This window comes from Thalassomonas sp. M1454 (assembly GCF_007097525.1).
Lineage (GTDB): Bacteria > Pseudomonadota > Gammaproteobacteria > Enterobacterales > Alteromonadaceae > Thalassotalea_A.
On sequence record NZ_VKDD01000012.1, the window covers coordinates 1 to 16,956 of the forward strand.

The 16,956-nt window shown below is 37.7% G+C and carries 5 protein-coding genes; all 5 read left to right on the forward strand.

Annotated features, from left to right (window positions below; all coding sequences use genetic code 11):
• Positions 1-304: 304 nt before the first annotated feature.
• Positions 305-3,565 (forward strand): leucine-rich repeat domain-containing protein, encoded by a 3,261-nt coding sequence (locus FNN08_RS16135; protein WP_143587525.1) that lies wholly within the window; start codon positions 305-307, stop codon positions 3,563-3,565.
• Positions 3,566-3,870: 305 nt separating this feature from the next.
• Positions 3,871-6,873 carry a hypothetical protein gene (locus FNN08_RS16140; protein WP_143587526.1) on the forward strand — a complete coding sequence of 1,001 codons (3,003 nt, stop codon included), beginning with the start codon at positions 3,871-3,873 and terminating at the stop codon, positions 6,871-6,873.
• 418 nt (positions 6,874-7,291) lie between these two features.
• Positions 7,292-11,410 (forward strand): S8 family serine peptidase, encoded by a 4,119-nt coding sequence (locus tag FNN08_RS16145; RefSeq protein WP_143587527.1) that lies wholly within the window; start codon positions 7,292-7,294, stop codon positions 11,408-11,410.
• Between the two features lie 49 nt (positions 11,411-11,459).
• A complete protein-coding gene (locus tag FNN08_RS16150) occupies positions 11,460-15,815 on the forward strand; it encodes a S8 family serine peptidase (protein WP_143587528.1) in 4,356 nt (1,451 codons plus the stop codon).
• Between the two features lie 74 nt (positions 15,816-15,889).
• The coding region (locus FNN08_RS16155) for a TonB-dependent siderophore receptor (protein ID WP_185962704.1) at positions 15,890-16,956 on the forward strand (1,067 nt) is incomplete at its 3' end.

The following is a 16,956-nucleotide window of genomic DNA, read 5'->3' on the forward strand; positions in this document are numbered from 1 at the left end:
CGTTCTAAACGAACGGTGAACGTATAAAAAGCAGCCTAATGGCTGCTTTTTTTGTGTGAAATAAAGGTGTTTAGGTAAGTGATATGTAATGTTTGTAATCTGCCTATGTTGTTGTATTTAAAGGGAATAGATAATTAATATAAGATTTATAAATGTTTATTTGAGAGTTGTTAGATTGCAGTGGTGGTTAAAGTCCTTTAATTATAGGGTAAGAAAAAATTTAAGCTCGCGTTAGCGCGGGTGATTAAGTTAATAACCCAGACGAACAATAATAATAAACGTCATTAGCAAAGTAGGAAGAGAAATGAGTTTGACTCCAAAATTAAGAAAACTGATATACGGTAGTGGTTTAGTTGCTACTACATTATTAACCGGCTGTGGCGGCGGTGGTGGCGGTGGCTCTGCTACGCCTGAGGCACCAGCTAATGTTGCTCCTACTTTAACAATTCAATCGGCGGATCGTGCGACTGAGCATGACACGGTTGTACTTAATGCTGTAGCGGAAGATTTAGATGGGTCGATTGCAAGCTACCAGTGGTCATCTAGTAATACCAAGGTGGTATTTGATGATGCCAACTCTGCAGTCACATCATTTATAGCTCCAGATGTAGATGTTGATACAGATTTCACCATTTCTTTAACCGTAACCGATGACGATGGCGCTGCTGTATCAAAAGAAATCAATTTTACAGTCGAGCGTATTTATAAAACATTAATGCTTACAGGTGCGGTGTCTTCAGGCGAATATTCTATAAGTCCTGATGGCGAGGTAGAACCACTATTAGCAAACTCAATTAGTTACGCAACTATAACAGTTACAGTTGGTGACGAAATTATTGAATTTATAGGTGTAGGAGAAGAGTCTCCAAACAACAATGAAGGTACAGACTCTCTTGGTAATTATTTTATAGAGTTTGAGATCGATGAACGGAATTTCAATAACCTAGTTAAGTTAACTGCAACGGGTAACGATAATTACGATCCCGGTATTACTTTAGTTTCACTATTAAAGTCAGTTAATAGTTTAGAAGCCTTAGCTGGAACCAATAATGTTGTTGAAGCTCATGAATTTATTGGTGTTAATATTACAGCAACGTCAAGCAGTCAATATGTAATTACTAAACTAAAAAACAGTGGCAACGAAATCACAGAAGAAGGGCTTTTTGACGCTCTTTATCAGGCTAACTCATTCTTTGATTCTGAAGAAGTAAGAGAATTGGCCAAGCTATTAAAAATTGTTATTGACGATAAAAATATTGCCTTACCATCTGGTGTCAAAAATACACTTGAATTGATTCAGTCTGAGCAAGCGGTCGCTGCGGTTATAGATTATATCGAAAACAACCCAGAATTATTACCTGCTCAATTTGAAACCAGTGCAGAGTATTTTGATTACATTTTAGATAATTTGTATGCCGATAAGCTATCTCTTGGAATTGTTGATACTGATCGTGATGGTATACCAAATAATTTAGATAATGACGATGATAATGATGGTTACACAGACGAAAATGATTTTTTCCCATTAGATAAAAACTTATATGCTCCAACCATTGGTATGCTTGAATATAAGGATTATCTACCTGAAGCACTTCTATCTACTGGTGACGCAAAAGCTTGTGTAAACGCCTCTTGGACATATAACAATTTACCAAACCTACCTGAATTCGAGGATATTTCTGTTTTAGAAGTTAAAACTTTAGCTTGTACTGGTTCTAGAATTCTTGGTATTGAAGAATTAAAGTATTTCGAAAATCTTGAAGAATTATCACTTGCATCAACAAGCGTAACTGATGTAAGCGTAATAGCAAACTTTCCAAAGCTAAGAAAGTTAGATTTGACAGGTCTTAATATTACTGATTTTTCAGCTTTAGAGGGGCTAACTAATCTAGAAACATTAATCTTAAATGATACTGGTTTTATAGACCTAAGTGTTATACGTAATTTATCTAAGCTGAGCCATTTAGAAATACGAAGTGGTGTGGTATCAGATTTATCAGCCGTGATTAATTTTAGTGAATTAGAAGTTTTAAACCTTGAAAATAATGCAATAGTTGATGCTACAGGGCTTGTTGCGTTAACTAAGTTAACAGAATTGTATTTAGCAAATAATCAGATTGCCCAAATACCGAATACCAATTTGATGCCTTTATTGACAAGCATAACTTTGCATAATAATGCAATTAGCAATATTGACAACTTATCTGGCTTGACTGAAGTTACAGAGTTAAACCTATCAAATAATAATATTGCAGATATAACTGCATTAACGTCATTAGTAAAACTAACATCGTTAGATTTAAGTAATCCATTATCTGCACCTGCAAGTGCTAACGCAATAACGACTATTCCTGACTTATCGTTATTAACTAATTTGACAAACTTAGACTTAGCTCAAAATGCTGTGCAAGATGTTACAAATTTGAGTGATTTAACCAGTTTGAAAAATTTAGATATCAGTTCGAATAATGCTATCTCAAACATAGAAAGCCTAAATACACTTGTCAATTTAGAAACTTTTTATGGTCATCATAATGCTATTACTAATGTTGATGTTATTGCTAGCCTAAACGCTTTAATAAAAGTTGATTTTAGTTATAACAATCTAACTGCAACGCCAAATGTAGCAGGATTGACGAATTTAAACTCATTATTGTTAAATGATAATCAGATCACTGATATTTCAAATTTGGTTGATTTAAATACATTGCCAAGCGCCATTACCCTGTCTGGAAACGGTACTATGGATTGTACTGACTTAGAGACTCTAGTGGCGAACGCTGCTAGCCAAGGCGTAAATTTAAGCGTTGATTTAGAAACCGAGTGTAGTATTAATACGGCTAAAACATTCCCTGATTTAGTTAATGTAACTCTAGAGCAAGCTTATGCAACTTCGTTTCTCCAAAAATTTACATCAAAACTATATGCTCCGATTGCTCCCAATTCAACATCTACTGATAAATATTTAGGTGAAGCTTACAGTTGTTGGTACCCTGCGACCTGGATAAGTAATGGTTATCAAATTTGTTTTCCTAAACCAACTACATTTGATTCCCCAATGTGTAATGCTGCTGAAGGTGACACACAAATGTTATGCTCAATAACAACCTATGGCGAAACGACAACGTTTACACTTGATGCTGACTACGGTCCTGCTTTAGATAAACGTCATAAAAATGACTTTGATAATCGAATCATCTACAGCGTTTTTGGCGCGAATTTCCAATATTTGTCGGAAAAGTCTTGGTATAAAACTATAGAGTGTTCTGCTTTAGTTGACGGTATCTCTACTTGCACTTTTAATCATCCGATATATTTAGAAGACGTGGATGCTGTTACATGGCAACAAAAGCATGACATACCATTAGCACCGCGTTGTGAAGGGGTTAAAGGGTCGACGGTTGTTACTTGTATGCCAGGTGCAGTATCTGAAGGCGAAATGCCAACGACTGAAACCGATGAAACCTTTAAGTTTAGTTTTGATTTAGCAACATTAACTCTTATTGCTCCTCAACCTCAGCAAGAAGAAGAATGTGATCCTATTGTAGAGGTTTGTGCCGGATAATTTTTATCCATTTTAATTACTAAGTAAAAGCCTAAATTAAATGTTTAGGCTTTTTTTTGTCTTGAAAAACTATCTTTTTAAATTATTAAGTTGTTGAATATAAAGGATTAGATAATTAATTGAACATTAATTGTAGAATATTAGATGATGTTAAGATTGTGTTGTTGGAGGTAACACTTTATTTATATGAATGAGCTTGGAAAACAAAATTATAAACATTTTTTCTTATTAAAGATGGTTTTAATTTTAATAAAAACAAGAAAGTGTTTATCAAGCGTATTTCAGAAATAATAATAGGAAAATATATGTCTAACAAAATAAAATTTAATAAAAGCTTGGTAGCAGTTGTTGTTTCATCTGCAATGCTATCAGCTTGTGGCGGTGACGATAAAACGACTGTTGAGCCTGCGGCAGTATCAGTGCCAGCACCTGTAGTTGAAGTAAATCCTGCACCAATTGTTGAAGCTCCTGCTGCAACTACTAGCCTGTCAGGTTCAGTTATTAATGGCAAAACTCGCCTGCCTGTAGCTGGGTTAGACGTTGAAGTACATGTAAATGGTCAAGTATATTTAAGTACCACTGATGAAGTTAAAAATGAAAGTGGTGACGTAGTAAAAGGTGCAGGTACATACTTCATCGACAATTTACCAGAAAATTCTGATTTTTTAGTTGTTGTAACTGATCCTATGGGTACTATTGCACCAGCATATTACCAGAGCTCTATTGATAATAACTCTCTAGTTACTAAAACAATCTCTGTATATGAAGCCAAAGAAGCAATTGTAACAGTAAATGATGTACTTGGTGCTAATGTGAGTGGTTTAACACTTTATATTGCTGGTTCAGATTTATCATCTAAAGGTTACATGGCTAATATCCCTGATAATATAGCTACAGAAGTTGATGGTAAGTATACTTTTATGCTGCCAGACAATGGTCAATCTTTTGAAGTAAAAATTGCTAACCCAATGTCATTTGAAAACAACTACGATGTAGTTGGACCTAACAATATGACTATCAGCGTAGGTAATGATGTTGTTATTAATACCGTAGCTGAAGCTGCTGTAATTGACTTTAACTTAGAGTTGAGTTTTGTTACACCAGCAGGCGATGCATACGATAGTGTTGACACAATCGAAGCAACTTGTGGTTCAGTTTCGCAAATGGCTATGGTTACTAACGGTACTTGTACCGTTAAAATTGACCAAGATGCACTTGATACAGGCAAAGTAACCTACATGTTAGGTGGCGTTGCCCACGAAATTAAATTCGCACCAAGCCATTTTGAAAATGGAGTAATGACTTCAACTGTAGTTGTTTCTGCTGACCATTTAGCTAATGAAAAAGAAGAGCAAGAGCAGAGACAAGAAGATTGGGAAAATGCTGATTTTGGCTATGAGGTATCTTCATCATTAATCGAAAACGATGAAATGAAGGTAGTGGTTAAATTTACTCAACCTGCTGAATTGTCGCGTGATGTTGTTGTTCGTTACCAAGACTTCTCAATAGAAGAAGCAATATATGACACTACTCGCGCATTGCATGACGGCGTTAGCTCAGACGTTATTAATCAATATCCAACTTTTTCATCTTGTCAGGGAGAAACTGCTCAATCTTGGTGTTTCGCTGCTAAAGCGCGCGGTGGTGCTAGTGAAACTGGTGGTATCGGTATGGCTGCTGCAGTAGATGTAGAAGGTTATGTTGATGCTGACGGTATTACTTACGAATTACCTTTACGTAGCTCAACCCCATCAGGAGTTGTTGCTGGAACCGATGCTAACTTTACTGATAATGATTTAAACGTTACAAATTGGCATGCAACTAATTTTGAAGCTGGTTTCGAACCTTACTTTAAAGAAGGTAGGCCACTTGAAGCTGATGATATTTTCGATGCTGAAGATCCTACTTTTATGACAATTAAGCCAGGTATCACAGAAAATGTTATGTTAAGTGTAGAAGTTTATAACAATTTAACATGGGCGTACGAAACGGTATGGACTGAATATACTCCTGCTGAATTAGAGACTTACATTGCTTCTGGAAAAATTTACCAAGAGGCTGATGGTACATTTTATGAAAAAGACTATTATGGCCCTGTTTCTATCAGACTTTATGAGACTGAACCTGGTGCTGTAGGGTCAATTTCATGGTTCTTAAAAGAATCTGGTATGTGGGAAAATAGTGGTAACAGATCATTCAATGTTGATACTCACACTGCAAAATACAAAATTGTTGATGGTGAAGTATCTGATCGATTAAGTTATTACCCAACTGCTGCAGAGCAAGCCGTTGATCTTGAGTTTCCTGCGAAGATCCCTATGGGGGTTTATAATGGATTCTTTAATGGCGTAGTTGTTGAAAATGAACAAACTTTATCTGCTGAAAACTATCATTGGAATGAAGACCGTACAGTTTTAACTATTATTGGTGATGCTGCTATGGTTAAAGACGACCTAGAATACTCTTTTGATATTTTAGCTTCTAGTAAAATCACTGGCGAGTTACTTGCTGTAACTTCTGAAGCTGAAAATACTGTAAATGTTATGGCTGTACAAAAACTAAGTTACGGTTTAGAAGATGTTAGCGTTCAACATTTTGATAACCTAGATGCACAGCAATTTGTATTACTTGATGAGTATGGTGTTCCTGCCTTTGCTGCTAAGGAATTTACTCCGGTTACATTACCGAAGAATACTAACGTTGGTCATAATGTTACTATCCCTAGTCTAATGATGAGAGATGGCGTTACTGCTGTACTGGACTTAGATGGAAGTAACTTACCTTGGTATAAAGCTATGTTTAGTGCTAATCAAACAAAACAGTTTGATAATGTTCCACAATTATCTACAAGAACTTCTTATATTGTATCGCCAGTTGAGCTAAGTGGTTCGTTTGTAGTTAAATCTGCAACATATGAAACAGTTGTTACTGCTGATTTTGTAAATACGCAAGAAAGCGTAACTCATCCAGTAAATGCAATTGTACGTTTTGGTACTGATGCAGAAGCTATTGAAGGTGTTACTGATATTGAGCCAATCGTTGCTTATAATTCAATGAAAACAGATCGTTTTTATGCTAAACGTGGAACACTTGATAATGTCGCAATGGTATACCCTGAAGTAACTCACTTTATTTACGGTGCTTCTACTGCTGCTAAGTCTGGTGTGTCATATATTTATGAAATACCAGCTTCAGTGTTAAATGGTGAGTTTGGTAAAGGTGGTTACACAAGCTTTAGTGCAGATGTAAACATCGAAATGAACGGTGAAATGGTTAACCAACAAGACGTTGAGTTTAAACTTCATTAAGCTTTAATCTAACATTGTCAAAGGCCACCTTCGGGTGGCCTTTTTTATATTTAATGTTCAGTCATTTTATCATTATATAAAGCGAAACCATTAGTAAGCTTTATGCAAAACTAAGCTGTTTAAGTTTTCCTTAACATTAAATAATAGTATGTTCATCATGCTATTTTGCGACTAAATATGTTTGATAATTAATTTTTAATGTGGTCTTAAGTGGTTGTTTTTAATGGATTTGTTTTTAATTGATAACTAATAGATGATTAATTGAATGAAATTATGAGCTGTTGCTCGTCCCATCCATTGCTTGTTGTCCCTTGTTACCTTATTTTGTCATCAACAAAAATTTTACCGTGCCCGTTAGCCATAAAAGCAATAAAAAAACCAAGTTTTGCTGGCACATTTTTTAGGAAGGGAAATAAGTATGTTAAAAAAATCTACTGTCATTTCGCTAATTTTATCTAGTACTTTATCGGCCTCTGTTTTTGCACAGAACGATTTTGTATTAGGTCAGTTTAGTCAAAGTAGTAATACAGACACCTCAACGGTGTTTCAGGCTCGTGAAGGTATGCAAACTTACGTAATAAGTTTACATGCACCAGGAGCAATTGACCCTGCATATAGCGAACGAGGTCTGACAAAACAGCAAGCCTTTGACGTTATTAAAGAGGAGCAAGATTTAGTTATTGCTGAAGTTCAATCGTTAGACGGCAATATCCGCATCGGTGAGCAATTACAAATTGTTGCTAATTTATTCTATGTAGAGATGCCTGTTGAATTAGTTGATCGAGTTTCTCAATTATCTTCTGTTGCAAGCGTGACACCATACGAAGCGCAACTTCAAGATTTTATTGAACCGGAAAAGTCACCTTATGCAAATTTAAAAGTTAATGATGCGGGTGATAGTGTTGTTGTTGCTATCATTGGTCCAGGTGTCGATTATACTCATAAAGCCCTTGGTGGTGAGGGGTTACCTGACAGTTACTCAAAAGCATACAATAACATCAGCAATTCATGGCCTGGATTTCCAAATGATGTGGTTATTGGTGGTTTTGATTTTGTTTCTGAACAATATACTTTTGATTATAACCCTCTAGAATATCCTGTTGATGTTACCGACGCCTATCGTCCTTGGATGAAGTATAAAGGTGGTTTGGGCACCATGGCTGCATCATTAATTAGAGATTCAGTTCAGGATGCTAAGATATTAGCTTATAAAGTCAACGGCATTAACTTCAATGGTTTAGTTGTTGGCGCTGGACGCCAACAACTAGCAACCGCTTTTGAAATGGCTATGGACCCTAATCTTGATGGTGATTTATCTGATGCCCCAGATATCATTTTATTACCTTATGCTAATTCTTTTAGTGGCTACTATCGCGAAAAAGAATTGGGGACTTCGCCATTTCCTGTTGAAACGGCTCTTATTCGTAGCTTAGCTGCAAGTGGAGCATTGGTAGTCGTTGGTGCAGGCAATGTTGAAGCAGAAAATACAAATAATGAAGACCAACTATATTTTGAGCAATTTTATACAATTGGCCACTATGGCATTGCTCCAGAGGCATTAACGGTTGGTTATTCAAAAAGAGTGGATAATAAATACTACGTTACTCCAGATAGCCCAATGGGACCAACTCGTGGAGACTCTGTTCTCAAGCCAGACGTTTTAGCACTAAATGATGACATGATTGGGGCGATGCCTGCCTCGGGTAGTGCTTATCATGAATTACCTGATGATCATTATCTTGCTGCTGCAAGAGTTGCCGCGGCAGCTGCTGCGGTTAAAACAGAAAAACCATATTTAACATCTGAAGAAATAAAAGCGCTTATTGTTAACACTGGTATTATTGATGTTGATTACCACAAAAAGATTTTAATCGATGATAAAACTGAATTAGCAACAGATGTTAAAGATAATCATGGTGTAGTACAAATCGGTGGCGGTAGTATTAACCCACTTGGCGCATCTAAATCTTATGCTCTGATGGTGAATGCGGATACATCATTGCCAAATATCTTTGGTGGCATTGTTGGCGTTAGCAATAAACGTGCAATCATGCAAAACATTAAAGTTAAAAACTTAACCGCAGAAACTCAAGAATATCGTAGTCAGGTTCTAAGAAACAACAGTGCTGGCAACGAAGCGGTAACTGTTTACTTACCAGAACATGTTGTATTAGCACCACATGAAGAAAAAATCATATCTGTAAGTATCAATATTGATGCCGATAAATTGCCTCCAATGCCAATTACTGAAGGCTTGGACTTTACAGCTGAAAACTTTAGTAATTTTGCCATTGATGGTTATATTCAACTTAATCATCATAAAAACCCTGGCGCTTCTATTCATTTACCTTGGTTAGTGATGCCGTATCGAGTTGAACCGATAACTTCTGACCGTGATAGTTATATTGGCTATTTTAAGCGCCCAGATAGTTACTATGAAGAAAATAAAGACAATGAGTCAATTACAAACACGCCTTTATATCACGATCAACACTTTCCTAGTGATGGAGATTATGACTTCACGGTTTCTGGTTCTCAGATAGAACTGACCAATAACAGTAATGTTGAACAAGATCTTTGGGCAATGCCTTCGTTTTATCAAGCGATACAAAAGCCTGCAGCGCTTGTTGGTAATCATGGTCACATAGTACAGAATATGGCTGGTGGCTTATTCCCTGAATCACAGTGTGACTCAGGAGAGAAGCTTAGTATTGCAATCAAGTTCTTTGATACATTCCAACTGCCAATTGCTAATCACTATGAAAGACTTGGGGTCTTAATTTTTGCTCTAAAACTTTATAATAAAGATGCAATCCTTCGATCTCACGACTCAGGCCGAGCGCTTGAGCAAGCAACGCCACCTGAAGATCAATTAACAGAATTAAGAGTTGAGATAAACGAAGATGGCTCTTTTACTACCTATTATATTGATTTTGGTAAAGATTTTGATAGAACAAACCCTAGAGGACGAATTCATTCAACTAACTTACCAACCGTAACTGCACCTGGTTCAGACACTGTTTTAGTCAATGTTTGTACCGATGATTTGTATCATGGCAACATAGATGCGCAAACATTTAATGAAGATATCGGTATTCAAGTAGTTACCGACCGTCAGGCCTTACCTGGTTATTTTGATTCTATCTTAAGTCATAATTTCAGACTAAATGGAACAGTTACTAACACCGCATTTAATAGTGCTCCTGTAATTCCTGGTGAATGTTCTAATGGTGAAATTAAAGACGCAACTAATAACTGTTTGCGCGTATTTAATAGTGAAACTACATTAACACTTACCGAATATTTATCAAAAAGTGATACCGGTTCACCTAATGAAGAGTTTGCTAACGATACGTTTGAGCATCAATGTGCATTACCTGAATTTGGACTGAAAGTTTGTTCTATTTCACATGAAAGATTTAATGGTGAAGTCGCTTTCTATTTACCTGAAGTTTATGACTTTGATGGCGTAGTTAATTGTACATTTGAAGCTGATGACCCTGAAAGTGAACGTAGATTAGTGGCAAGCTGTATTGCAGATGGCGTGCCTGAAGAACCTACCTACATTCGTGATGTAAATTTTGCAACTGTATTGCAAGCGATTCCTCTAGTGGCCGATGACTCTGGAGAAACATTTCATACAGGTATGCATATTAAACTTGCAAACGGCGAAATCGACAATATTGAAGATCTAGAGTGGAGCCATAAAATTACCATTCCTGCTCACGAAAAAGCTGTTGTTTCATACTTTGCTGATAGTAAATGTGATGGTTTTGGCTATACAGAAGCTAATTGTATATCTGCCTTAGTGTTTAACCCTGCAACAGGGACTTCTTTCCAAGCAAGTTTTGGCTCACAATTGCCAATCATTAAACCAGGTCAGCAATTTTCAATAGCCGAAAATGCTAAAAATGGGCAAGTAGTTGGTAAAATTTCAGTTCAACAACCAACGATCACGCCACACCGTCTAGTTGAATATAAAGCTATTCATGCTGGCGGTGGAGCACCTTTCCAAATAAATGATGAAGGTATCATCTTTGTAAGAGATAGCTCTTTGTTAGATTACGAAACACAATCTAACTATCAATTAAATGTGCAAGTCTTATGGGGTAAGAGTTGGGGTGCGGTAGAAACCATTCATGTTTCGCTGTTTAATGCCAATGACAATGCGCCAAACCAAGTAACTAATATACCAACACTAGTGCTTAATGAGCTTGAAGAAATGCAAGCTGTAGAACTAGGTCAATACTTTATTGATGTTGATAACTCAAGTTTAATTTTTGAGGCAATTAATCTACCTGAAGGCATTTCTATTAATAAAGCCGGAATTATAAGTGGTACACCAACGGTTGATGGTTTATTTGAAGCAACATTATTTGTTACTGATGGCGCTCATCAATTTACTACTGTAATTAATTTTACAATCAATGATTCTGTATCTACACAAGTGAATGAAACAAGCAGCGGTTCGAGTGGCGGTAGCTTTGCTTACGCCTTGGTTTTGTGTCTTTTATGTTTACGTCGCCGTTTTGCTTAATTGATTTAGGGGCTACGGCCCCTAAGGAGAAATAATTTTGAATTTTAAAATGAGAAAAATAGTAGCTGCACTACCTCTGGTTTTATCCATTGGCCATGCAAGTGCAGATAATTACAGTAAACCATACTTTACTGAAGATAACGATGGTAAAACATTGTTACGTAGTAGTGAAAAGTTAACTAATTTTGATATTACTAGTCCGTTCAATATGAAAAAGAGCGTGACCACGAATACTTATATAATCGAACTAGAAGATGAACCTTTAGCTACATATGATGGCTCTGTATCGGGGTATGATGCCACTAGTTTACTTGCTAGTAAAAATAGTAACGCTACAGATAAAGGTATGATTAATACTAAAAGTTTAGCGTCTAAACGATATAAGCAATACTTAGCTGGTAAACAAAGCGAAACTAAACTTCATGTTAATTTACGACTAAAAAGAGATGTTGATTTTAGTTCTAGCTATGACACTGTGCTAAATGGTTTTGCTGTTGAATTATCAAAAAGTGAGGCTATTTTAGTTCGCCAGATCGATGGGGTAAAAACTGTTGAACCAACTGTCGATTCGCACATAACAACAGAAAGTGGTCCAGCATATGTCGGAGCTACAAAAGTTTGGCAAGGTACGCCAGATCTTCCAGAATCGAAAGCAAAAGGTGACGGTACACTTATAGGTATCATCGACTCTGGTGTTGCTTCTTATTTGCAGCCGGTTGAGGATATTTTTGACACGGCTACTTTACCTCCGTTTAATCCATCTTTTGCTGCAGAAGTTGATGAAAATAACGATGGCCAAATTGATTATGTTCATACTAATCCTTTAGGAAGTGGTAACTACCTTGGAGATTGTCAAACTGAACCAAATTGGTGTAACGATAAGCTTATTGGTATCTATGCTTTTGGCTTTTTAGGTAGAGATTTAGTTAACCGTAACCCATATGATGCACGTTCTGAAACCGGTCAAGATACTAATGGTCATGGTACTCACGTGGCTTCGACTGCTGCAGGTAATATTGTTTATAACATTAAAACTGAAGGTGAAATTGGTGGACCTATAGGTGAGGTATATCCTCAAGAATTTGTTTATGACAGAATCTCAGGTGTTGCCCCACATGCTAATATCATCTCTTTTCAAACCTGTAATAAAGATGGTATTTGTTTCCAGGAATTTGCCCTAGAAGCAATTGAAAAAGCCATTGAATTAGGTGTTGATGTTATTAACTATTCAATTGGTAGCCGTCAACGTTCTCCTTGGTATGATCACGTATCATTAGCTTATTTACGTGCACGTGAAGCTGGTGTAAATGTTGCTGTTTCTGCTGGTAATAATGGTAATTTTGGTATGGCTACTGTTAAAACTCCTGGTAATGCACCTTGGGTTATGTCAGTAGCTGCGGCCACTCATGATCGTGCTTTTAAATCTAAAACCGTTACTTTAAGTGGTGGCAGTGCTGATTTTGAACTTGAAACCAACATATTTACAGGTGAAGGGGCTACATCTGGTATTCCTGCAACCGAAATTGTTTATGCTGGTGATGTAGAGTACAAAGAAGATGGTGTACACACTCATGCTCACATTCATGAGTATGAAAACCTTAATCATGAGTACGAATACAAACCTGAATGGGAACCAAGTGAAGGCTTAGATGTAAATCATGAGTTTTATCATGTGCATGAGCATGAGCACACTGCTGCTTATGATACTTATGGCGTAGAAGGTACATGTGCCTTTGACTCTATTCCTGCTGAAAAGGTAGCTGGTAAAGTTGTTTTCTGTAACCGTGGTGCCGGTATTGCACGTGCTACCAGAAGCTTTGCATTATTACATCTAGGTGCTAAAGGTTTAGTACTAACTAATACCAACGATACACCGAATGAAATTGTTGCCGATTTGCACAGTATTCCAAGCATTCATATAAAGAAAAAGGATGGAAAAATCATCCGAGAATGGCTTAAAGAAGGAACTGATCACAAAGTGGCAATTGGTGGTACTGAGCTTATTAGTAGCACGACATTAGAGCCAGAGTTTGATTTTAGTGGTGTAATGGCTGCGTTTTCATCACGAGGTCCTGATCTTTTCTCTCCAGATTACCTTATTCCTGGTATCACAGCTCCTGGCGCCGGTATATTAGCATCTGGCTTAGGTAAAGATATGCAAGAAATTGGCACGCATGAAGCACTTGAAACTGATGTCGATTATGTTTATCGCTCTGGTACTTCTATGTCTTCACCTCATGTTGCCGGTATGATGCTATTGATCACCTCTGCGCATCCTGATTGGACACCTGCAGAAATTCAATCGGCCTTAATGCTTACGGCTGCTACCAATGTGAAAGTTTATGGTCCGATCATTGATCAAAAACAGACATTTGATCCTGCGCCGCTTATTGAAACCGGCGCTGGTATGGCTCGTGTAGATAGAGCGATTGAATCAGGTTTGATTATGTCTGAAACATCAACTGGCTATCTGCAAGCTGACCCATTTGGCGATATCGTTGGTATGCAAATGCCTGCACTTGATGGTGAAGAAGAAGAAGAACGTCCAGATAATCTTCGTGATTTAGAAAAAGACTTACCTATCGGCTGGCATGGCAAACCAGAGCAGATGAACATTGCGAGTATGTCAAAAAGTGATTGTATAGAAAGTTGTTCATGGACTCGTACTTTTAAAGCGACTAAATCTGCGGTTTGGGAAGTGTCATTTAGTTACACAACTGAAGGTATGGTGTTAGAAGCCGATAAAAGAGTAATCAGCGTAAATAAAGGCGAAGAGTTTACTTTAGATGTTACAGCAAGCGTAAATGAGAAGTTGGATTCTTTATGGTCTGATGGTCGCGTTCATTTAACCCCACAAGACTCAAGCATTCCAGCGGTGTCAATTCCTGTTTCTGTGAACTTTGCAGCAGGTTCTGCCCCAGAAAAGGTTGAGATAACAGCGCATCGCGATACTGGTACTGCTGATATTAAAGGTGTTGTAACTATCGGTACATCTGACTTTGATACATTAGCTTCGCCGCTTTCTAAAGCAAGTACTTTTACAGGCACAGCTAAGCGTACGATTGATCCAGAAAATATTTTTGATGGCATGGAAGATTCAACTTTTGTTGTACCATTGTCAATTCCTGCTGGTAGTGCAAGGGTTGTGGTTGAAATACTAGAAACATCATCACCTGACGTCGATATTTACCTAGCTCACGATAATGATTTAAACGGTGAAGCGAGCCCGCTAGAAGTACGTGGCGGTGTTAGAATGTGGGAAGCAACGTCAAAAGCACTAGAAGTACTAGACTATAGCTTTCCTGTTGCAGGTGATTATGTAGCAATTATTCATAACTTCGGTGATCACTACAACCACCGTGGAGATGATGAATTTGACCAAGTAAAATCTGATACTTTTGACGATATAAAACTTGCAATTACCGTTGTTACTGGTGATTTAGCAGACGAAAGTGATAAAGAGTTAACCGTAGTTGCACCTAAAGAGTCATTCCCTAATTCTGAAATCCCTTTATCAGTTAAATGGAATAAAGAAATGAAAGAAGGTGATCGTCTATATGGCTCAATTCTTCTAGGTACTAAAGAAGAGCTATTAGGTAATGTTGGGGTAATAAACGTCAATATTAACCGTGGAAAAGATGACGTAGCTTTATCAATTGCTGATTTAGATAAAGACAATAGCTTAGCAACATTTAATCTTACTTTTATGGCCAACGATACTGATAAAGAAAAGGTTTATCAAATGTCGGCGCAACTGCCTACTGGCGCATTACTTGAAGGTTTAAGTGTAAGTACAACTGCTAATGGCGTTACTAGTTATGGCGATGCTGTTGAGTTTACTCAAGATGGTGATGTTATTACTTGGACTCAAACTCTTGCGGTTAATTCAAATGAGCAACAAGTGTCATTAGTATTTAACTTTGCAGAGGTTTCTGGCTATATCGATATCACTCCTTATGTAGTTTCTATTTTAGATGATAGTGAAGATGAACAAGTATCTTCTCTAAAAGAGAGTGTGCTTATTGAAGGTAAGCCTATATTTGCTGTTGATGCTTCAGCAACCTTTGTTAAAGCGGGGGATGTGATCACATTAACTTCTTCTGTTGTTGATGCCGTAATTGATAATGCTGATATCACAATGGCTTGGCAGCAAGTATCTGGTCCGCAAGTTGAAATTGAGTATGGCTTAAACACCATTACCTTCACTGCACCAGAAGCTAATCAAGACCAAGAAATAACCTTTGAGCTAACGGGTAGTAATGGCGAACGTAATGCTATGCCTGTACTAACAACTATCTATGTAGACTCTGAGGAAACTGGCTCAGGCGGCTCTACTGGTTTACTTATGTTAGTTCTAAGTCTTGGGCTACTTTCTGTTCGTAAAGTTAGATTAGCCATCAAATAAAATAACAATAATAGAAGAGGCTAGACAAGATCTAAGCCTCTTCATAAAACTATAAAAAAAATCGGGATATAGTTGTGAGAAATATAAATAAATTAAGTTCGAGCATTCGAGCGGCGTTAATGCTTGGCGCCTTAAGCAGTGTAAATGCTTACGCCTTTGCTGAAGAAGAATCGGCAGTCGAAGTAGAGCAGGTTCAAAGCCAAGAGCAAGACGAAGATGTTATTGGTGAAGACGAGATTGAAGTTGTCGAAGTAACGGGTTCACGAATTAAAGCGAATACGTTAGAGGGCGTAAGCCCAGTAACGATAATTTCAGCTGATGATATGGTGAAGAAAGGTTTTGCTACAGCGTATGACGCGTTGAAAGATTTAACGGCGAATACGGGTACGACGCAAGGTGCTGAGATGGCTGCCAGCGGTGGTTTTACGCCGAACGCGCAGACGGTAAGTTTACGTGGTTTAGGTAATAACCAGGTACTTGTGTTAGTTAATGGTCGTCGTATTGCCGATTACCCATCACCATATAATGGTGCTTCGAACTTTGTTAACTTATCAAGCATTCCAATGGCGGCGGTTGCCAGCATAGAGATTTTAACTGCAGGTGCGTCAGCGATATACGGCTCAGATGCGGTTGCGGGTGTAATGAACATCAAGACTAAGCGTAACTTAGAAGACACGACGTTTAGTGCCAAGGTTGGTACCACTACCGAAGGTGGTGGTGATGAAGGTCGTTTCCAACTTGCCACGGGTGTTAATGGTGATGATTACACGGTAACGTTTGCACTTGAGTATCATAAACAAGACCCAATTTTCTCTGCGGACCGTGATTTTATGGATTCGGTAGATGATGGTCCTGCGGGTCATAACTACTTAGACCGCGGTATTGTAATTGTTGATGAAATGGTGCGTTTAGGTTATTACCAAGACGATGAAGAAACCGAAGATATTGACGAAGGTTGGACATTGTACCGAGACCCGACAGAGCAACGCTGTCAAATTTCAGGTTCAGGTTACGAGTACACAAACCGTGTTATGAACGAAGGTGAAGAAGATGAATTAGACTACGGTTACTACTGTGGTACGGATTTATCGGGTACTCGTTCAATTCGTAACGAGCGTGAAACGATTTCAACGTACTTAAG

Excerpts from the sequence above, each read along its gene's own strand:
- FNN08_RS16135 (WP_143587525.1), top strand. The coding sequence starts at position 305 with ATGAGTTTGACTCCAAAATTAAGAAAACTGATATACGGTAGTGGTTTA.
- FNN08_RS16140 (WP_143587526.1), top strand. The coding sequence starts at position 3,871 with ATGTCTAACAAAATAAAATTTAATAAAAGCTTGGTAGCAGTTGTTGTT.
- FNN08_RS16145 (WP_143587527.1), top strand. The coding sequence starts at position 7,292 with ATGTTAAAAAAATCTACTGTCATTTCGCTAATTTTATCTAGTACTTTA.
- FNN08_RS16150 (WP_143587528.1), top strand. The coding sequence starts at position 11,460 with ATGAGAAAAATAGTAGCTGCACTACCTCTGGTTTTATCCATTGGCCAT.